The sequence below is a fragment of the Paenibacillus tritici genome, assembly GCF_013204885.1.
GTDB lineage: Bacteria > Bacillota > Bacilli > Paenibacillales > Paenibacillaceae > Paenibacillus_AQ > Paenibacillus_AQ tritici.
Map to the genome: position 1 here is coordinate 390,625 of NZ_JABMKX010000003.1, position 20,158 is coordinate 410,782.

At 54.7% G+C, this 20,158-nt stretch carries 14 protein-coding genes; 9 read left to right on the plus strand and 5 right to left on the minus strand.

Annotation, left to right across the window (positions count from 1 at the left end):
* Positions 1-219: 219 nt before the first annotated feature.
* Positions 220-1,125: an AraC family transcriptional regulator gene (locus HQN87_RS07185; protein ID WP_254075386.1), complete on the plus strand. Its 906-nt coding sequence runs from the start codon at positions 220-222 to the stop codon at positions 1,123-1,125.
* Between the two features lie 31 nt (positions 1,126-1,156).
* On the opposite strand, the gene HQN87_RS07190 is transcribed toward HQN87_RS07185, so the two are convergent.
* Positions 1,157-1,810 (minus strand): GntR family transcriptional regulator, encoded by a 654-nt coding sequence (locus tag HQN87_RS07190; protein WP_173129870.1) that lies wholly within the window; start codon positions 1,808-1,810, stop codon positions 1,157-1,159.
* A 223-nt stretch (positions 1,811-2,033) separates the two neighbouring features.
* Between HQN87_RS07190 and uxuA the strand changes: the two genes are divergently transcribed.
* Complete coding sequence (gene uxuA, locus HQN87_RS07195; protein ID WP_173129873.1) at positions 2,034-3,110, plus strand: mannonate dehydratase; 1,077 nt, start codon at positions 2,034-2,036, stop codon at positions 3,108-3,110.
* Positions 3,110-4,726 (plus strand): mannitol dehydrogenase family protein, encoded by a 1,617-nt coding sequence (locus HQN87_RS07200; protein ID WP_173129876.1) that lies wholly within the window; start codon positions 3,110-3,112, stop codon positions 4,724-4,726. The genes uxuA and HQN87_RS07200 overlap by 1 nt, the downstream gene beginning before the upstream one ends.
* Before the next feature lie 285 nt (positions 4,727-5,011).
* Here HQN87_RS07200 and HQN87_RS07205 read toward each other — a convergent pair whose 3' ends face one another.
* From HQN87_RS07205 to HQN87_RS07215, 3 genes are all read right to left on the minus strand, one after another.
* Complete coding sequence (locus HQN87_RS07205; RefSeq protein WP_173129879.1) at positions 5,012-6,604, minus strand: glycoside hydrolase family 43 protein; 1,593 nt, start codon at positions 6,602-6,604, stop codon at positions 5,012-5,014.
* Entirely contained in the window at positions 6,604-8,580 is a 1,977-nt protein-coding gene (locus tag HQN87_RS07210; RefSeq protein ID WP_436836458.1) for a YjhG/YagF family D-xylonate dehydratase, read from the minus strand. The genes HQN87_RS07205 and HQN87_RS07210 overlap by 1 nt, the downstream gene beginning before the upstream one ends.
* 84 nt (positions 8,581-8,664) lie before the next feature.
* The gene (locus tag HQN87_RS07215) at positions 8,665-9,423 is read right to left on the minus strand and encodes an IclR family transcriptional regulator (RefSeq protein ID WP_173129882.1); all 759 of its coding nucleotides are present in this window, start codon (positions 9,421-9,423) and stop codon (positions 8,665-8,667) included.
* A 96-nt stretch (positions 9,424-9,519) separates the two neighbouring features.
* Here HQN87_RS07215 and HQN87_RS07220 point away from each other — a divergent pair, with 96 nt between their 5' ends.
* A complete protein-coding gene (locus HQN87_RS07220) occupies positions 9,520-10,434 on the plus strand; it encodes a dihydrodipicolinate synthase family protein (RefSeq protein WP_173129885.1) in 915 nt (304 codons plus the stop codon).
* A 1,167-nt stretch (positions 10,435-11,601) separates the two neighbouring features.
* On the opposite strand, the gene HQN87_RS07225 is transcribed toward HQN87_RS07220, so the two are convergent.
* Positions 11,602-12,750, minus strand: coding sequence for a glycerate kinase family protein (locus HQN87_RS07225; RefSeq protein WP_173129889.1), 1,149 nt, complete (start codon positions 12,748-12,750; stop codon positions 11,602-11,604).
* A 199-nt stretch (positions 12,751-12,949) separates the two neighbouring features.
* On the opposite strand from HQN87_RS07225, the gene HQN87_RS07230 reads away from it, so the two are divergent.
* The 5 genes from HQN87_RS07230 (at position 12,950) to HQN87_RS07250 (ending at position 20,094) form a co-directional block, all read left to right on the plus strand.
* Complete coding sequence (locus tag HQN87_RS07230; protein WP_216857178.1) at positions 12,950-14,716, plus strand: sensor histidine kinase; 1,767 nt, start codon at positions 12,950-12,952, stop codon at positions 14,714-14,716.
* Positions 14,709-16,307, plus strand: coding sequence for a response regulator transcription factor (locus tag HQN87_RS07235; RefSeq protein WP_173129895.1), 1,599 nt, complete (start codon positions 14,709-14,711; stop codon positions 16,305-16,307). The genes HQN87_RS07230 and HQN87_RS07235 overlap by 8 nt, the downstream gene beginning before the upstream one ends.
* Before the next feature lie 87 nt (positions 16,308-16,394).
* Positions 16,395-17,351: an ABC transporter permease gene (locus tag HQN87_RS07240; RefSeq protein WP_173129899.1), complete on the plus strand. Its 957-nt coding sequence runs from the start codon at positions 16,395-16,397 to the stop codon at positions 17,349-17,351.
* 9 nt (positions 17,352-17,360) lie between these two features.
* A complete protein-coding gene (locus tag HQN87_RS07245; protein ID WP_173129902.1) occupies positions 17,361-18,263 on the plus strand; it encodes a carbohydrate ABC transporter permease in 903 nt (300 codons plus the stop codon).
* Between the two features lie 79 nt (positions 18,264-18,342).
* The gene (locus HQN87_RS07250) at positions 18,343-20,094 is read left to right on the plus strand and encodes an ABC transporter substrate-binding protein (protein ID WP_173129905.1); all 1,752 of its coding nucleotides are present in this window, start codon (positions 18,343-18,345) and stop codon (positions 20,092-20,094) included.
* Positions 20,095-20,158 lie beyond the last annotated feature (64 nt).

Consider the following 20,158-nt stretch of genomic DNA (forward strand, 5'->3'; position numbering starts at 1 on the left):
AAATCAAGCTATTATTTACCCAAATCAAGCAGAAACGGCTTCACCGTCCTTAAGAGGGCGGTACCGTTTCTGCGAGAAATAGAAGGATAGTTTATCGAGTGAACCTATACTTTCTTATGTTTCAAGCTGAACTCTTGTATACTTTAATGAATAAAGCATGGCGTACATCCATTCATTCTAATATTCTAATCCAATGTAAAATGTCAGGGGGCGAATCTATTGGTGGCAGCTTTTGTACCGCCTGTACCGGGGCAAAGTCTTAGTGAGACCATCATCCCGGATGTGAAGACCACACTTAACCTGTTCGGCATGCACCTGCGCAAAGTGAGCGCGGAATGGGATTATCCGCAGCATGCCCATCCCCAGTATGAATTCAATTATGTGCTTGAAGGAGAGCAGCAGCTGATTGTTAACAACCACAGCTTCCTCCAGCGTGCCGGGGATCTGGTCCTCTTAAGGCCGGGCGATACGCATTCCAGCCGCAGCGGAAACGGCAGGCCTTTTACGTATTTCTGCATCCATTTCGATATTGATGATAAGCTGCTGATCTCCTTGCTCAGCCGTCTGAACCCTGTGCTGTTCACCTCAGAGAGCCATATTGCCCACAGATTGGGACCGGTTCTGAGCAGGCTGGTGGAGATTGCAGCCTCAGAGCCGGGCGGCATCACCATGTCTCAGCGCATGAGGCTGCAGGCTGCCGTCTTCGACCTGTTCGCCCAGCTCTGGGAAGTCTTCTCACTGGAAGCCGATGTCTCCTCCCCCGGCACCTATGAGAAGATCGAGCTGGCCCACCAGATCCGCAGCCGCCTCCAGGGGCTCGTCTATCAGCAGTTCAAGCAGGAGCTGCCGGGTGACAGCCATTACGGTATAGATGATATCGCCTCTGAGCTGGGGATCAGCGCTTCCCACTGTTACCGGGTGTTCCGCCAGGTATTCGGCATCTCCCCCCGGGTCTATCTCTCTGAGCAGATGCTGCATGAGGCCAAGGTGCTGCTGGATGACCACAGCCTGTCTGTCAGCCAGATTTCCAGCCTGCTCGGCTACCGTGATATCGCCCATTTCAGCCGGCAGTTCAAGCGCTGGAGCAGCCAGTCTCCCCGGGAATACCGCGAGTCCGGTGAATAGAACACTGCGTTTCAGCGGGCAGGGTAACGGACTACTTTTTGATATAAGTAGCGAAATGCTCCTGAAGGTTCTTGGAGTCGATATCTGCCCGCAGATGGTGATGCACCAGCTCGTCGATCCGGGCGGTATCTCCCTGCACGATATAATCCAGTAGCTGCTGATGCTCCTGCCGAATCGCTGCCAGCTTCTCGTCCTTCAGCATATGCAGCTTGCGGTAGCGGATATAATGCACATTGAACTGCTGCAGCACGCCCCACAGGAATTCACGGCCGGCCAGGCCGAACATGGTGCGGTGAAATTGATCATCGAGCTGCAGGAACACCTCTGCTCCCTCCTCCTGCTCAATACATCTCTGCTGCTGCGCAAGATTGTCCTTCAGCATATGCAGTCCCTTTAATGGGAAATTCCCGGCCAGCGACTTCATAATCTCCTTCTCCAGCACATTGCGGAGGTAGATAATCTGTTCCACCGACTCCAGATCTATGTACGAAACGAGATTTCCTTTTTTGGGATAAATGTCGACGTATTGCTCCAGGGCCAATTGCTTCAGCACATCGCGGATCGGCGTTCTTGACAGCTGGAAGCGCTCGGAGAGTGCAGTCTCACTGATCATCGCCCCCGGCTTCAGCTCAAGAGAGAGGATCTCCTGCTTCAGATAGGCCATTATTTCTTTTTTGGAAGTCATGGAATAGACCAACTTTCTGTACGGGATTCTTCTCCCCCCATTATATAGAAAAGAGATACGAATTTCATTGACAAAGATGAGAGCGTATTCTATGATCATTACGAATCATATCTTGTATACAAGTTCATTCTACCACACAATGATTCATCCGTAAGGTCAATTGTCCCAAGGCTTCAGATGGTTATCATTTGTATTTATGTTTATCTACAAGGAGGAAATGACAATGAATATGACTTGGAGATGGTATGGCGAGGGCAACGACAACATTACCCTTGATCACGTGCGTCAAATTCCGGGAGTAATGGGCATCGTCTGGTCGCTGCACCATAAGGTTGCCGGTGAGGTCTGGGAGATGGAAGAAATTCAGAAGGTGGCCGATCAGATTACAGCCAAGGGCTTCAGCACTGCGGTTGTTGAGAGCGTCAACGTTCATGATGATATCAAAATCGGACTGCCGTCCCGCGACAAATATATCGACATCTATATTGATACGATCCGCAAGCTGGCCAAGGTTGGCGTTAAGGTCATCTGCTACAACTTCATGCCGGTGTTCGACTGGACCCGTACAGAGCTGTACAAGGAGCTGCCGGACGGCTCTAATGCACTCTTTTATGAAAAGGCTGCCATTACCGATAATCCGCGCGAGATGGTGGACCGGATTCTGAAGGGTGCCGGAGAATTCACCATGCCGGGCTGGGAGCCGGAGCGTCTGGCGAAGCTGGATGAGCTGTTCGCGTCTTATGCCGATGTGACCGAGGACATTCTGTTCGACAACCTGAAGTATTTCCTGGAGCGCATTATTCCGGTATGTGAAGAAGTGGATATCCGTATGGCGATTCACCCTGACGATCCGGCCTGGCCGATCTTCGGACTGCCGCGCATTATCCGCAGCCGCGATTCTATCCGCCGGTTCCTCGACATGGTAGACAGCCCGTATAACGGACTTACCTTCTGCACAGGGTCGCTTGGAACCAACCCGCAGAATGATCTTCCGGCGATGATCCGCGAGTTCCATGACCGGATTTATTTTGCCCATATCCGCAATGTGAAGGTATTCGAGAACGGAGACTTCATTGAAGTATCCCACCGGGGGCAAGATGGCAGCGTCGATGTAGCGGAGGTTGTCAAGGCTTACCATGAGAACGGATACACCGGCTATGTGCGTCCGGACCACGGCAGACATCTCTGGGGCGAGGAGAAAAACTGCCGTCCGGGTTACGGTCTATACGACAGAGCCATGGGCATCATGTACCTGCTCGGCGTATGGGACAGCCTGGAGAATGCCAAGGGGGCGAAATAATGCTGAGCCTCACCAGAAGCAGCATTGCGGACCGCGGAGCCTGGGAAGCCGCAGGTGTAGAGCTGCCGCAGTTCGATTTCGCAGCGGTCGCGCAGAATACGCTGGAGAAGCCGGAGTGGATTCACTTCGGCGCAGGCAATATCTTCCGGGGCTTCGTGGCCAATGCCCACCAGAAGCTGCTTGACAGCGGTAAGGCAGACACCGGCATCATTGCTGCTGAGACCTTCGACTTCGAGATGATTGATAAGGTCTACAAGCCTTATGATAATCTGACTCTATTGGTGCTGATGAATGCGCGCGGCGACTTCCAGAAGCGAATCGTCAGCAGCATCGTGGAAGGCATCACCGCAGACAAGACCCGGGAAGCGGATTACAGCCGCCTGACTGAAGTATTCGAGAATCCCAGTCTGCAGATGGCCAGCTTCACCATTACGGAAAAAGGCTACTCCCTCACCGGTCCGGACGGCCAGTATCTCGGCATCGTCGAGCAAGATATTGCCGGCGGACCGGATCACCCGGTCCATGCGATGAGCATAGTCGCTTCCTTCGCTTACAAGCGTTATCTGAAGGGACAGTTCCCGATGACCTTCGTCAGCATGGACAACTGCTCGCATAACGGCGACAAGCTGAAGAACGGCATGGTCACCATCGCCAGAGAATGGGCAGCCAAGGGCCATGTGGAAGAAGGCTTCGTGTCCTATCTTGAGGATGAGCAGAAGATTACGTTCCCGCTGTCCATGATCGACAAAATCACGCCGCGTCCGTCCGAATCTATTCAGGAAGCGCTGCTTGCGCAGGGTATCGGCGGCATGGATGTGATCGTCACCTCGAAGAATACGTACACTGCGCCATTCGTCAACGCCGAGATCAGCGAATATCTGGTGATCGAGGATAAGTTCACGAATGGCCGCCCGGCGCTTGAAGATGCCGGCGTCATCTTCACGGACCGCGATACGGTCAACAAGGTGGAGACCATGAAGGTGACTACCTGTCTCAACCCGCTGCATACGGCGCTGGCTGTAACCGGCTGTCTGCTCGGGTACACACTGATTGCCGATGAGATGAAGGACGCCACGCTTCGCAGACTCGTGGAGACCATCGGCTACAAGGAAGGGCTGCCGGTTGTGGTAGATCCGGGCATCCTGAGTCCGAAGCAGTTCCTGGATGAAGTGCTGCAGGAGCGGTTCGCCAACCCGTTCATTCCGGATACCCCGCAGCGGATCGCAACCGACACCTCGCAGAAGGTCGGCATCCGCTTTGGCGAGACCATCAAGTCGTATATCCGCCGCGAGGATCTCGATCCTTCGCAGCTGACTGCCATTCCGCTGGCGATCGCCGCCTGGTGCCGGTACTTGCTTGGCGTGAACGATGAAGGCGCTGCGTTCACGCTAAGTTCCGATCCGCTGCTGGATTCGCTGCAAGCGCGTCTCGCAGGAATTACGCTGGGCGCGGATGCTGCCGAGGCCGCAGGCGTGCGGGCGGTGCTGGAGGATCAGGCCATCTTCGGCGTAGATCTGTATGCCGCCGGACTGGGCGGGACTATAGAGGCCATGTTCACCGAGATGCTGGCCGGACCTGGCGCGGTAAGGGCTACGCTGGAGAAGTATATCGGCTGAGTGTAGCCGGATATACGGATACACGTAGAAATGGCTGTACCGCCCATAATTAAGGGCGGTACCTTTTCAGTGGAGTACTATTATAGAATGCTCCATGGAGCAGACGTCTAAGTCCATATTGAAAGACCGGGAGCAATGCTCCCGGTCTTCTTTTTGCAGCTGTAACCTGCTTATTCACTCTATGACCGAATTCTATTGCAGCAAATACATTAAAATGCGATTCACAGACCTCTTTATCCTTATTCTATTGCAGAGAGTGCAATTAGAAGCTATCCTCAGTCTACTCTACTCCTGTACATCAAACTCGCGGTACTCAAAATAATCAAAATCCGCCGGATGCAGCGTCCCGCTAAGGTCCTGTGCACACATACCGATGAAGGTGCCGGTGAACCGGATATAGGCCGGGAAATCATCGGACAGATGATAGATTTCCAGCGCAGCGCCGATTTTCTCCCAGGCGGAATCCCCGGTACTGTAATAGAATTGCGCCCATTCGCCGTCAATAACCACCTTCAACCCTACGCTTGCTCCCGGCTCCAGCGGAACTTCAGGCGTGAGGGTATCTTCATAGACCCCGTCCTTGGAGCGGATGATGCCCAAGGATTTCCCGTGGACTTCATCGTGAGTGATCCGCAGATAGAGATAATCCTTCGTGTCATAATAGACGATCAGACCGGCCATCTGCTGGAAATGCTGCGGCTCGAATTCAATTGAAGTCTCGGCGCTGCAATGAAAAGCCTGCTGGCGCTGTGCAACGAGGCTCTGGCGGTGCATGGAGCTCATAGATTCCCTGCCCCGCAGGCGCAGAGTTCCGGGACGCTCCTGAAGTGAAAGCCATGAATCATCGGCAGGCACACGCAGGGTACTCCAGCGGACGTCCAGCTGCGGAGCATCGAAGTCGTCGCGGGGAGCCGCTGCGGCAAAAGGATGCGCCGGAAGATCCGGGCCTTCCACCGTAAGTGCAGGAGCGTTCCCGCCGCCGGGCAGGGCAAGCCACCCGTCTGCCGTGAATGTGACGCGCTGAATCGCGGTCTCCCGGCCCAGGTTGCAGTAGTTGTCCTTCACGGGACGACCGCACAGATGCACCATATACCATTCTCCGGTCTGCGTCTCGACCAGACTGGCATGCCCCGCCTTTTGCAGCGTAAGCTCACGGTTACCGGCAGAGGTCAGCAGCGGATTGTCGGGAGCGGTCTCATAAGGGCCTTCGATCTGCTTCGAGCGAGCTACAGTCACCGCGTGATTATACTGCGTGCCTCCCTCAGCCGTAATGAGATAATACCAGCCGTCCTTCCGGTACAAATGCGGCCCTTCGGTAAGCTTCAGCCCGGTTCCCTTGTAGATCGGAATGACCGGACCGGTCAGCCGCTGCTCAGCCGGAGAATATTCCTGGAGCACAATCCCGGCGAAGCTGTTATTGCCGGTGCGGTGATCCCACAGCATGTTGACCAGCCATTTGCGCCCGTCTTCATCATGGAACAGCGAAGGGTCGAAGCCGCTGCTGTTCAGATACACCGGCTCAGACCAGGGACCTTCGATATTCTCGGCAGTCACCAGATAGTTAGGCGTATCCTTGAAGGCACCCTGTCTGCTTTTGACATCGGTATAGATCAGATAAAAGAGTCCATCAGCGTAAGTCAGGCAAGGTGCCCAGATGCCGCCTGAATCCGGGTCCCCCTCCATGTTCAGCTGAGACTTGCGGGTGAGCGCATAAGTCAGCGGCCGCCAGTTCACCAGATCGCGGGAATGATGAATCCGCACACCGGGATACCATTCAAAGGTTGAGGTAGCAATATAATAATCTTCTCCCGCCCGGCAGATCGACGGGTCCGGATGAAATCCGCGCAGTATCGGATTATGAATCAAGTTTCGGCTCATTATTTCTCCCCCAATGCTTGCCGTCCTGCTTCCAGTAAGGCAATGATTTTGTCGGTATCGTAGATACAGCCCTGCCAGGTTCCGCCGCTTGCCGCCTGAAGTGCAGCCCACAGCCGGGTATCATCCGGCAGGCCCGGATCTACTGCAAGGCCCGGATGCGGCGTCCGCGAAGCCAGAATCAAGGTGCCAGCTTCCTTGGACAACGGCTCTTCGCCTTCGCCCACCAGATTCACGCTTCCTTCCAGCCGCACCGTATCAATCAGTACCTCTATCCAGTCATTATCCCGTAATTTGCCCAGGGGACCGCCCGCCAGCGCTTCCGGTCCCATATGACCGATACAAGCTCCGGTGGATACACCCGAGAACCGGGCATCCGTGATCAGCGTGACATATTTGCCGTAAGGCAGATGCTTGAGCGCGGAGGTCAGCTGATAGGTCTCCTCCATGCCGGTCCCGCTGGGTCCACGGCCGATGACTGCCAGAATATCTCCGGCCTGAACCATGCCCAGCTTGATGCTCCGGATGGCGGCTCTCTCTGTAGTGAACACCTTCACTCTGCCGGTATGGCGGTAGACTCCCTCACTGTCCAGGACGGCAGGATCAATAGCCGCCGACTTGATGACCGCTCCTTCGGGGCAGAGATTCCCGGTAGGGAATGTCATCGTGGAGGCCATGCCCTGACGCTTGGCCTCTTCCGGGCTCATAATCACAGAATCCGGGTCTACTCCGTCCGCCTCCAGCAGCCGCTGCCGCATCTCCGTCCGGCGCTGCGAGGTCTCCCACCAGTCCAGATTCTCGCCCAGTGTCCGTCCCGTCACCGTAAGCACGGACTCGTCGATCAGCCCCAGCTTCCGCAGATGGAGCATCACTTCAGGAACGCCTCCTGCCAGGAACACGCGGATGGTCGGATGCGGCACCGGACCGTTCGGCAGGACACTGACGAGGCGGGGAACCATCCGGTTGATCCGGTTCCAGTCCTCAACCGTCGGAACCTTCAGACCTGCGGCATGGGCAATGGCCGGCAGATGCAGCAGCAGGTTCGTAGAGCCTCCGAAGGCGGCGTGCAGCACCATGGCGTTCTGTATCGCCTGGTCCGTAAGAATATCACTCATTACTATCCCGTTCTGGTCCATCTGCTGAAGCGCCCGGGCGGACTGGCGGCCGATATTCTTCCAGACCGGCTGCCCCGAGGGCGACAAGGCCGAATGCGGCAGCGCCATGCCCAGCGCCTCTGCAATCACCTGGGCGGTTGCGGCAGTGCCGAGGAATTGACAGCCGCCGCCCGGCGTCGCGCAGGCCCGGCAGCCAAGATCCGCCGCTTCTTCAAGGGATAGCTCCCCGTTGCTGTACCGCGCCCCGATACTCTGCACCTTCCCGGCATCCTCCCCGTCAACCGGCGGTAAGGTAACACCGCCGGGAACGATGATCCCCGGCAGCTTATGCATACCGGCAATAGCCAGCAGCATGGCGGGCAGGCCTTTATCGCAGGTGGCTACCCCGACCACACCCTTGCGGGTAGGCAGGGAACGAATCAGCCGCCGCAGCACTATGGCTGCATCATTCCGGTAGGGAAGGGAATCGAACATGCCCGTGGTTCCCTGGGAACGCCCGTCACAGGGATCGCTTACATAACCCGCGAACGGAATCCCCTCAATGGCCGTAATCTCCTCAGCGATCTCCTCCATCATTACGCCGATTTCCCAGTGGCCGGTGTGATACCCGAGCGCCAGCGGACTGCCGTCCTCGCGCCGGATTCCGCCCATCGTTCCGAGAATCAGATATTGCGGCCGGTTCAGCAAAAGCGGATTCCAGCCCATCCCCGCATTCTGTGTCATGCCGAAGATTTCACCGCTTGGGGCGTTCCGCAGCACCTCTCCGGTAATCGGCAATTGGCCTGCCGGTCCTTCGGCAGCGGTATGTACAGGGACAGCTTCAATAACGTCTTCCTTCATAAGCTCTTGCACCGTCAATCTCATATGAATTCCTTCTCTCCCTCAGAATGTAATGACACAGATGTCTATGACGCTTAAGATACCTAGACTCCTAAGACTCAAAAATACTTAACACAACGAGAGCTTCCTCGCCAGCCGCTGCACCTCCCGGACCGCAGCCTCCTGCTTCGCGGTGAATGCATGCTGAAGCATTGAAGTGCTTACCGCAGCAATAACCTTGCCTGCGGCATCGAGAACCGGCGCAGCCACACAGCTGATGCCTTGAATAATCTCTTCCCGGTCCATGGCATAGCCGGACTGCCGAATACCGGCCAAGGCCGCTGTGAACGCAGGCCAGTCCGTCAGCGTGTGTGAGGTCACCGCAGATAAGCTTTTGCCGGGATAACGCCGTTCGAGTTCTTCCTCCGGCAGCAGCGCCAGCATCATCTTGCCCATCGCTGTCGCATGTGCCGGGAACCGCATCCCCGGACTGGACTCCAGTCTCACAAGGGATTGCCCCTCCTGCTTGGCCAGATAAATAATCTCATTCCGGTCAAGCACCGATAGCTGAAAAGTCTCCCCCACCGCCCTGACACTCTGCACCGACTCTGCCAGGAACCGCTCCACGAGATTCGTGTTCTGCTTAAGAGATTCATTGTATACCGTGTTATAGTAGGACACTCCCGCACCAAGCGCATACCGCTCGCCCGCATCCTTCGCCACCCATTGCAGTGTTTCCATCGTGCGCAGCAGCGAGAACATTGAGCTTTTGTTAATGCCCGTTTCCTCGCACAGGTCCGTCATTTTATGCGCTCCGGGCGTTCTTGAGATTGCTCTAAGAATCAGATCAGCCCGTTCCAGCGCCGGAACCCAATACTTCTGGTCCACACTTTCATTCCCCTCTCATAAATCCATTGATTAAGCCTTTCGAGTTCACTATAATAATCATGTGTTTATAATACCAAACCAGGAGGCAAAAATAAAATGAAAATTGTCCACCCCACCGCAGGTGTAATTCCTCCCGTTCCCACGATTCTGGATCAGTCCGGAAAATTCGACCGAGCCGGTATGAAGCTTCTGATTGACAGCCTGGTCTCAAAAGGGGTTCACGGTCTGTTTTTCCTTGGGACTGCCGGAGAATTCAGCCTGTTCACCGCAGAGCAGCGCGAGGAGATCGCCGAGCTCTGCCTTGAATATACCGCTGGCCGCCTTCCGGCCTGGATCGGCACCGGCAGCAACACGGTCTCCGAGACCCTCCGGCTGTCCCGCCATGCTGCTGAACACGGAGCAACCGGCATCGTCGTCATTAATCCGTATTACTATAAGCTGAGCGGAGACGCGCTGTTCGCACATTATGCTGCTATTCTGGAGGCGGTCGATGTGCCGCTCATGCTGTACAACTTCCCGGCGCTGACCGGCCAGGATCTGAGTCCTGCCTTCGTCAGCCGCCTTGCCGCAAAGTATCCGAATGTAGCCGGCATCAAGGAAACCGTGGACCAGCTAAGCCATATCCGGCAGATGATCATGCAGGTCAAGGCTGTGAGTCCTGACTTCTCCGTCTTGTGCGGCTTTGACGAATATTTGCTGCCAACACTGGCTGCCGGTGGAGACGGGGCGATCGCTGCCAGTGCAAACTTCGCTCCGCAGCTGATGCTTGGCGTGTACGACAGCTTCAAGAAGGGGGACCTGGCAGGCGTCCTTCAGTTCAACAAGCAGATCGTTGAAATTCCGGCGCTGTATGGCATAGATGATCCTTTCATCGCTTCTATCAAAGAAGCGGTTCGTCTATCCGGCGTCCAGGTATCCACCTACAGCCTGGCTTCACCGGGCGCTTGGAGTGCGGAGCATGAGCAGAGTCTGAAGGAGATTTTCAGCCGGGCGGGTATTGCTCAGGGCTAAGTAGCGGGGGAAGCTGTGGAGACTGCGGGAACGCCAGAGGATGCCGGGGGAACGCCGGGGAGATGCCGAGGGAACGCCGGGGAGATGCCGAGGGAACACCTAAGGGATGCTGCCCCCGCCGCCCGCAAGCAAGTGGATAAAGGTAGCTTATTTTCTCGGTTTCGGCGGAATATGGGTAAGGAAGTGGATAAAGAGCATCTACTGGTGGCCGATTCAGCTACTTTGGGTGAAGTGCGAGGACTTAAGTGCTGTTTATCCAACTCCTGTTCTCGCAGCGTGGATTCGTTCATCAGCAAGTGGAGAAAATCCAACTGCTTACGTTGCAGCGTGAGAAACAGCACGAAATAGCGAGAAATAGCAGGAACATTTGTAACGGGCAACTTTAGATCCAATTAAGGGATGCTGAGGGAATGCCGGGGAGGATGCCGAGGGAACGCTGAAGCGCTACCGCCTCCCGCCCGCGAGCAAGTGGAAAAAGGTAGCTTATTTTCTCGATTTCGGCGGATTATGGGGAAGCAAGTGGATAAAGAGCATCTACTGAGAGTCGTTTCAGCTACTTTGGGTGAAGTGCGGTTATTTAAGTGCTGTTTAACCAACTCCTGTTCTCGCAACGTGGATTCGTTCATTAGCAAGTGGAGAAAATCCAACTGCTTACGTTGCAGCGTGAGAAATAGCGAGAAATAGCAGGATCATTTGTAACGTGCAACTTTAGATCCAATTAAGGGATGCTGAGGGAATGCCGGGGAGGATGCCGAGGGAACGCCGGGGGGATGCCGAAGGAACGCTGAAGCGCTACCGCCCCCCGCCTGCAAGCAAATGGAAAAACGTATCTTAATCTCTCGGTTTCGGCGGATTGTGGGTAAGGAAGTGTATAAAGAGCATCTACTGGTGGCCGATTCAGCTACTTTGGGTGAAATGCGAGGATTTAAGTGCTGTTTATCCAACTCCTGTTCTCGCAGCGTGGATTCGTCCATCAGCAAGTGGAGAAAATCCAACTGCTTGCGTTGTAGCGCGAGAAACAGCGAGAAATAGAAATAAATAGAAAGAAATAGCGAGAAATAGCACGAAATAGCAGGAACATTTGTAAAGTGCAACCTATAAACCTAAAAATACTATAATTCCAAAAGACTGCCCCGGGAACCTTCCCGGGGCAATCCCATTCAAAAATTAGTCCTGTTCGCTAAGCTTCAGTAATCTGGCGATGTTCTCGCAGGTGCGCTCGACGTTGGCCGGTCCTTCGGCCAGCAGCTTCTCCAGGCTTGATGCGCCCGGGACAATCCCGAAGATGGCGCCGATGCCTTCCGAGTAGAGCGGCTCAATGCCTTCGCCGATGTATCCGGCCAAGGCGATTACGGTCTTGCCGCTGGCTTTGGCGGTGCGGGCTACGCCATACGGGGTTTTGCCGAGTCTCGTCTGGAAGTCGATGCCCCCCTCGCCTGTAAATACAAAGTCAGCTTCCACCAGCTTCTCTCTGAGTCCCGTATATTCAATCATCATTTCGATTCCCTTCTGCAGCGTCGCCTGCGTGAAGATCATAAGACCTGCACCAAGCCCCCCGGCTGCACCGGCTCCGGGAAGATCACGCACATCCTTGTGAAGCTGCTGCTTCACAACCGCCGCATAGTGGGCCAGATTGGTGTCGAGCTGCTGAACCATATCGGGCGTAGCCCCTTTTTGCGGACCAAATACGGCTGATGCTCCCTCGTCGCCGCAGAGCGGATTCGTCACATCACAGGCGACTATTAGCTGGACCTGCTGCAATCTGGCATCAAGGGAGGTAATGTCGACTCTGGCCAGCCGGCCCAGACTGCCGCCTCCGCGCGGGAGCGGCTCTCCCGCTTCATCCAGCAACCTCACCCCCAGCGCTTCGGCCATTCCTGCACCGCCGTCATTGGTTGCACTTCCGCCGATGCCGATAATAATTCTCCGGATGCCGCGGTCCAGACATTCCTGGATCAGCTCGCCCGTCCCATAAGTGGTGGTGACCAGTGGATTCCGCTCAGCCTTATCCACCAGCCCAATCCCGCTGGCCGAGGCCATCTCGATTGCCGCTGTCTGGCCGTCACCAAGAATTCCGTAGGCTGCCGTCACCGGCTGTCCCAGCGGCCCTGCTACCTGCGCATAGTGAATCTCTCCGCCGGAAGCATCGACAAGAGCCTGCACCGTCCCTTCTCCCCCATCTGCCATTGGGACATGTATATAGGATGCGCCTGGGTATATTTTGCGAAGTCCGGCTTCCATCGCCATACAAACTTCCTTCGCGCTCATACTCTCTTTGAAGGAATCGGGTGCCAGGACAAAGGTTCTCTCTTTCATAACCGCACCTCATCTATGATATGGATATTATATTTCATCCCTTCATTATATTTCTCCCCAACCCTATAACAGAAGACAAAAAAAGCCAAATGAGTTACATTTATTAGCAGTAGTTATCACGATATACTCTACTGTAAGCGTTATCACAAAATCACATGCGGAGGGGATTCTATTCGTGTACACGCGTATCATCACCTTGATGAACAACCTGAAGCTCCGGACCAAGCTTTTCCTCTCATTCGGCTGCGTCGTCCTGGTTCCGGTGTTAATTGTGGGGGTGTTCCTGACCAGTGAGCTGCGGAATATGGCGATGAACAATGCGCTGAAGCAGATTACGGCCAACGTCGACCGGGTGAAAAAAAGAACCGGCGAGATGCTGAACGTTCCGCTGGACATCGCTTACCGTCTATCCAACGACAGCCGGCTGGAGGAGGCCGCGAACCACCGCTATGAATCGGTCTACGATGTGGTGCAGGCCTATTGGGATTATCCCGACTTCCGGGATTTTGTCCGCCTGTACAATGAAATCTCCAGCATCCGGCTGTACATCGACAACCCGACGGTGCTGAATAACTGGGAGTTCCTCCAGGCTGATCCGTCCGTCACACAGGAGCCCTGGTACCAGCTTGCCCTCGCCCAGAAAGGACTGGTCTTCTGGAATTATATCCGCGACAACCGCAACGGGCAGTATTATCTCAGCCTGATCCGCAAGGTGGATTTCCTGAAGCAGCGGACCACCGGCGTACTGATCGTGAATGTCAACTCGAACCAGCTTAACAGTATCCTGAACCAGGAGACCTTCGAGACGATTATTGTCGATGAGAATGACAACATCGTCGCCTCCAACCGTGCGGATACGCTTGGCAAGACACTGGGCGACATCAACCTCCAGCCGCTGTCCTCCCTTACCGGACATGGACTGGCGGACATAACGATTGACGGCAAGCCCTCCAAAATGCTGATTGATGACTGGCATCCCGGAGGGAGCCTGAACAGCCTGCGGATTATCTCGATATTCTCGGTAGAGGATATTGTGGGCGAGCCCAACCGGATTATCTCCCTGGCCTCATCCGTCATCCTCTCCTCCCTCTTTCTCGCAATCATCCTAATCTACTACTTCTCCCGGCTGCTCACCGGACGGATGCTGCACTTAAGCAAGCATATCTCTAAGGTCGCCTCCGGGAATCTGGCAGCAAGGCTTGTGATCGACGGCAAAGATGAGATCGGCCAGCTGGCCCGGCAATTCAACCATATGGTGCGCAATATCAACGACCTGATGAGTGAGGTGCAGGAGTCCAACCGGCAGAAGAATGCCATCGAGCTGAAGCAGAATGAGATCAAATTCAAGATGATGGCCAGCCAGATCAACCCCCACTTCCTGTTCAATGCCCTGGAATCCATCCGCATGAAGGCCCACACCCGCGGCCAGACCGATATTGCACAGGTTGTCCGGCTGCTGGGCAAGATGATGCGCAAAAACTTAGAGGTCGCCGGCGGCAGGATCACCCTGCAAAGTGAGCTGGAGACCGTCAATTGCTATCTGGTGATCCAGAAATTCCGCTACAATGACCGGCTTGCCTACGAATTGTATGTAGATCCGGCAGCGAACGGGGTCCGGATTCCGCCACTGATTATCCAGCCGCTGGTGGAGAACTGTGTCATTCATGGTCTGGAGGACCGGATGGACGGCGGCATGGTCAGGGTCGATATCCGGGTGGAGGATGATCTTCTGAAGGTTCAGGTATCGGATAACGGAGTCGGCATCTCCGACGCGCGGCTTGATGAACTCCGCGAGATGCTGGACAACAAGGATGACTATGAGTCCCACAGCATTGGAATGCGTAACATTCATCTGCGGCTGAAGCTGACCTACGGCCCGGAATGCGGGCTGATTCTGGCCAGCCAGAGCGGATACGGCACACAGATTAGCTTCGCCATCCCTTTAAGGAGTGATTCCTATGTATAGCGTGTTAATTGTTGATGATGAATTGTCTATCCGTGAAGGACTTGTCACTCTGCTGGACTGGGAGAGCCTGGGCTTCCGGGTGGTGGACACGGCGGCCAACGCGATTGAAGCCAGGCATAAGGTCGAGCTGTACTCCCCGGATCTGATGATTGTGGATATCCGTATGCCCGGGAAGGACGGTCTGGAATTGATCGGGGAGCTGCGGGAGGATCAGGCGGATCTGCATATCCTCATCCTGAGCGGCTACGCCGACTTCAGCTATGCCAAGCGTGCGCTATCCTACAATATCGACAACTATCTGCTTAAGCCGGTGGACGAAGATGAACTGCAGGTGTATCTCACCAACCTGTCCGGCATACTGGACGCGCGGACTACAGACCGCAAGAATCATGCTGCCGTTAAGGTCTGGAGCCGGGAGATGCTCGCCCAATCCCTGCTGATGGAGAGCAGCGTGCAGCCCGCACCCGCTCTGATGGAGTCAGCTCAGCAATCGGGGCTGCTCTGGGATTCCTATCAGGTTGTCCTGATCCGGCTGCTGCTGCAGGATCATGCGGACAACGGGCCTTCCAGCAGCGTCAAGTCCAGGCTTGCCGTAAGCTTCGAGGAGAACAACTGGGGCATTGTATTCTCACTGGATTCTTATCTCGGCGTACTGCTTCAGCCCTCTTATCAGAAGGAGCTTGTAAGCAAATTAATGGCCCAGCATATCCGTGAAGCCGCTGCCGCAGAGGGGCTGGAGTGTATCATCACCGCCGGGGACAGGGTGGATAGTCTGGGCGGACTCCCGGTCTCCCATCAGTCGGCGCTGGCCCGGATGAAGGAGCATTTCTTCTATGATGAGCCGGGGATGATCGGCCCGGATTCTCTGAAGCTGAAGCTGGGGCCGCCTGCGAATCCCCAGGATACGGAGAACCGCCTAGCCCCGGTGATGGACCGGCTGTATTTCGCCATGGATACCGGTAACCTGAGTGCGATCCCTTCCCTGATTCAGGAAGCAGGCGGCCTCATGACGGCTGCCGGATGGTCCGAGATGGCGGTGAAATCCTACTATGTCCGGGCAGTCACTTCAATATCGGGCAAGCTCTCTGTTCATTATAAGGAGCTGGGCCTTGCCCAGACCCGAATGGACGGACAAATCCAGCAAATCTACAGACATACCTCTCTCCCCCAGCTCCAGCGTTATATCTCTGGTCTGCTGGAGCAATATGCAGCCGGGATTACCCGTGACGATATGGATGTGCTGATGAAGCGGATGGTCGATCTGATCCACCGGCATTTTGACGAGAATCTGAAGCTGGAGACTCTGGCAGATGTATTCGCCTACAGCAGTGCCTACCTTGGCAAGCTGTTCAAGAACAGCATGGGCTGCTCCTTCAACACTTATCTGGATACCATCCGTATAGAGAAGGCCAAGGAGCTGCTGGATCAAGGCTCCAAAATCCATCAGGCGGCCAGCAAGGTCGGGTTCAGCGATGTCGATTATTTTCGTGAGAAGTTCAAAAAAATAGCAGGAATCTCTCCCTCCGCTTACCGGAGAAAAGACACGGAGCATGAAAATGACCTTTCAGAAAGCGCTTACGAAAATAACTGATTCCCCCCTGTTTTTACACTTAAATCTTCGGGTGTTCCCTGGCCTGCCGGGAGATTATGATAAAGCTATATCGAAGGAGGGACATAAATGAAAGCGATTACCACCATGACGAAGCCGAAGCCGGGAACCCCAGCTACACGCTTCTGGGCGAAGTTCCGGCAGCAGAAATATCTCTATATGATGGCTGTCCCTTTTGTGCTCTGGGCGTTTGTTTTCAGCTATCTGCCGTTATGGGGGTGGATGATGGCCTTCCAGAAGTATAAGCCGGGCAAATCCTTTTTCGAGCAAAAATGGGTTGGCCTCCAGTACTTCCGGGAGCTGTTCCAGGATGAGCAATTCTTCAATGCCCTGCGCAATACCCTCGCGATGAGCATTATGGGACTGCTGGCGGGATTCATCATTCCTATCGTCTTCGCTATTCTGCTGAACGAGGTTAGACTGCAGGTGCTGAAGCGCTTTGTGCAGACGGTCTCTTATCTGCCGCACTTTGTGTCCTGGGTGGTTGCCGCCGGGATCATTACCAAGATGCTCTCCACCGACAACGGGGCTGTGAATGACCTGCTGATGGGCCTTAATATAATCAGTGAACCGATCCAGTTCATGGCGAAGGGCAACCTGTTCTGGGGGATTGTTACCGCATCGGATGTCTGGAAAGAGACCGGCTGGAACACCATTATCTATCTCGCCGCCATCTCGGGGATCGGACCGGAGCTGTACGAAGCCGCCAGGGTAGACGGGGCCAGCCGGCTGCAGCAGGTACGCAACATTACACTGCCGGGCATCCGGGCGACCATTGTCATCCTGCTCATTATCTCCATCGGCCATCTCATCAGCATCGGGTTCGAGAAGCAGTTCCTGCTCGGCAACAATCTGGTGCGTGACTATTCGCAGACCCTCGATCTGTATGCGCTGAATTACGGGCTTGGCATGGGACGGTTCTCTTTCGGAACGGCCATTAATATTTTCAACTCCGTGGTGAGTGTGATTCTGCTCTTTACCGCCAATGGCATCTTCAAAAAAATAACCAAGGAAAGCATCATATAGGAGGCCCTTATGCGAATCAAAAAACTGGCCGCCGCATCCTGGTCGGACCGCATCTTCGATTTGGTTGTCTATCTTGCGATTACTGTGGTGACCGTTGCCACGCTGTACCCTTTTCTGAATGTGCTGGCGATTTCCTTCAATGACTCTACGGACAGCATCAAGGGCGGGATTACGATCTATCCCCGGGTGTTCACCTTCAAGAACTATGAGACGATCTTCGCCTTCTCGGGACTGATTACCGGGTTCAAAATATCCGTCCTGCGCACCCTGATCGGAACGCTGCTCGGACTCATCAGCGCCTCCATGCTGGCCTTCACCTTAAGCCGCGTGGACTTCCAGGCCCGCAGGTTCGTCTCCACCTTTCTGGCCTTGACGATGTACGTATCGGGAGGTCTGATCCCCTTCTACATCCTGATTAAGGATCTGCATATGATGGGCACCTTCAGCGTGTATGTCCTGCCGGGTCTGGTCAGCGCCTTCAACGTGTTCGTCATCCGTTCCTTCATCGACGGTCTGCCGTATGCCTTACAGGAATCCGCCAAGCTGGACGGAGCCAATGACTTCACTATCTACTGGCGTGTCATTCTGCCGCTAACCAAGCCTGCGCTGGCGACCATCGCCCTGTTCCTGGCGGTCGGCCAGTGGAATGCGTGGATTGATACCTACCTGTATAACGGCTCGAAGGACTCCCTGACCACTCTGCAGTTCGAGCTGATGAAGGTCATTCAGAGCACCACCACCAACGCGGATAATTTCCGCGGGCGGAATATGACCGAAGTGATGGCCCAGATCTCCCCTGAATCCGTCAAAATGGCCATTACCATCGTCGTCACCGTACCTATTCTGATTGTATATCCGTTCCTGCAGCGCTATTTCGTCAAAGGCATGACGCTGGGTTCGGTCAAAAGCTAGTGCGCCTTAATCAGCGGTATCCTCAGGCCCCGGCCTGTATACAATATGTTCTCACCAGACAAAGGGAGGGTTTCTATTCATGACAAGAAAGACAGCGAAACCGTATGTGGTGCTGATGGTTCTGACCTTGCTGCTCAGTGTGCTGGCAGGCTGCGGCGGGGGCAACAATAACAACAAGAATACGGCTGAGAATACCGGTGCCAAAGCCACGAACAGCGGCAACGCTACGGCAACGGCAGAGGCTACGGAGGCAGCCGAAGACTTAAGTCCCCTGACTCTGTCCTTCTTCGCGGAAGACCCCAATCCGAACTGGAACAACATGAAGGATGAGGTCAGCACCGTCATTACGCAAAAAACAGGCGTTACCCTCGATGCCGAATTCGCTGTCGGTGATCCGCAGCAGAAGATTGCGCTGATTGCAGCCGGCGGTGAATATCCCGATATTATTTCGGCCAAAGGCGATATCGGCAAGCTGGTCGATGCCGGTGCCGTCATTGACTTGACCGAGCTGATCGACAAGCATGCCCCCAACATCAAGCGGGTGCTGGGCGAGAATCTGGCCCGGGCCAAATACACCAATGAAGACCAGTCGATCTATGCCATCCCGACCTGGGCAGCCGTGGATGAGAAGAAATTCGTGGCCGGCGGCGGCTTCGAGCTGCAGCACCGGGTGGTGAAGGAAGCCGGGTACCCGGAGATCAAGACGGTCAAGGATTATGAGAACGTCATTAAGGCCTATCTGGAGAAGCACCCTACCGATGAGAACGGCAACAAAAACATCGGTGTATCCCTGAACGCAGACGACTGGCATATGTACATTTCTGTAACCAACCCTGCGGTTGCGACAACAGGCGGCTCCGATGACGGTGAATATTTCATTGATCAGGAGACTCACGAAGCGATCTATCACTTCCGCCGCCCGGAGGAGAAGGAATACTTCCGCTGGCTGAACCACATGAATGATATCGGCCTGCTCGACAAGGAGAGCTTCGTACAGAAATACGACCAGTACAAAGCCAAAGTGGCAACAGGGCGCGTACTCGGCCTGATCGACCAGGACTGGGACTACAATGACGCGCAGCAGGCTCTGAAGACTGCGGGCAAATTCGAGCAGACCTACGGACACTACCCTGTCACCTTAACCGAAGAATACAAAGAAACCAGCTTCTGGCCTACCGGCTTCATGGGCGGCTATGGAATCTCAATCTCCTCCACTAATCCTGATCCGGTCCGCACGATCAAGTTCCTGGATTACCTGGCCTCCGACGAGGGACAGATACTGAACAACTGGGGCATTGAAGGCAAACACTACAAAGTGGAGAACGGCAAACGGGTGGTGCCAGCCGAAGTTCAGGACCGCATTAACAATGATAATACCGCCTTCACCAAGGAAACAGGCATTGGCTTCTACTGGAACATGATGGTTCACTACGGCGACGGAGCCAAGGATGCTACAGGCAACTACTACACCAAGAACTTCCCTGAGCAGCTTGTGCTGGGCTATAGCGATGTTGAGAAAGAAACACTGGCGGCTTACAAAGCCACGACCTGGAAAGACCTGTTCCCCAAAGAAGAGGAATTCAAGGAAAAAGCATACGGCGCAGCCTGGAACATTGCGATTCCCGGTGAGGATGAAGTCTCCATTCTGGGTAATAAAATGAAGGATATTACGTGGAAGCGCATCCCGCAGGCGATTCTGGCCAAACCGGCTGAATTCGATAAAATCTGGGATGATTATATGGCCGATCTGGAGAAAGCCGGCGTTAAAAAAATGGAAGCAGGCTACACCAAATATGTGCAGGACCGTGTGGCGTTGTGGACCAGCAAATAAGGATTCATATAAGTTGAGCCTAAATGCACAGATCAAAGGAGTAGTCGCCACTGCGGAGATTTTG

Coding starts and splice junctions, on each gene's coding strand:
- HQN87_RS07190 (WP_173129870.1), bottom strand. CDS start 1,810: ATGACTTCCAAAAAAGAAATAATGGCCTATCTGAAGCAGGAGATCCTC.
- uxuA (WP_173129873.1), top strand. CDS start 2,034: ATGAATATGACTTGGAGATGGTATGGCGAGGGCAACGACAACATTACC.
- HQN87_RS07200 (WP_173129876.1), top strand. CDS start 3,110: ATGCTGAGCCTCACCAGAAGCAGCATTGCGGACCGCGGAGCCTGGGAA.
- HQN87_RS07205 (WP_173129879.1), bottom strand. CDS start 6,604: ATGAGCCGAAACTTGATTCATAATCCGATACTGCGCGGATTTCATCCG.
- HQN87_RS07210 (WP_436836458.1), bottom strand. CDS start 8,580: ATGAGATTGACGGTGCAAGAGCTTATGAAGGAAGACGTTATTGAAGCT.
- HQN87_RS07220 (WP_173129885.1), top strand. CDS start 9,520: ATGAAAATTGTCCACCCCACCGCAGGTGTAATTCCTCCCGTTCCCACG.
- HQN87_RS07225 (WP_173129889.1), bottom strand. CDS start 12,750: ATGAAAGAGAGAACCTTTGTCCTGGCACCCGATTCCTTCAAAGAGAGT.
- HQN87_RS07230 (WP_216857178.1), top strand. CDS start 12,950: ATGAACAACCTGAAGCTCCGGACCAAGCTTTTCCTCTCATTCGGCTGC.
- HQN87_RS07235 (WP_173129895.1), top strand. CDS start 14,709: ATGTATAGCGTGTTAATTGTTGATGATGAATTGTCTATCCGTGAAGGA.
- HQN87_RS07240 (WP_173129899.1), top strand. CDS start 16,395: ATGAAAGCGATTACCACCATGACGAAGCCGAAGCCGGGAACCCCAGCT.
- HQN87_RS07245 (WP_173129902.1), top strand. CDS start 17,361: ATGCGAATCAAAAAACTGGCCGCCGCATCCTGGTCGGACCGCATCTTC.
- HQN87_RS07250 (WP_173129905.1), top strand. CDS start 18,343: ATGACAAGAAAGACAGCGAAACCGTATGTGGTGCTGATGGTTCTGACC.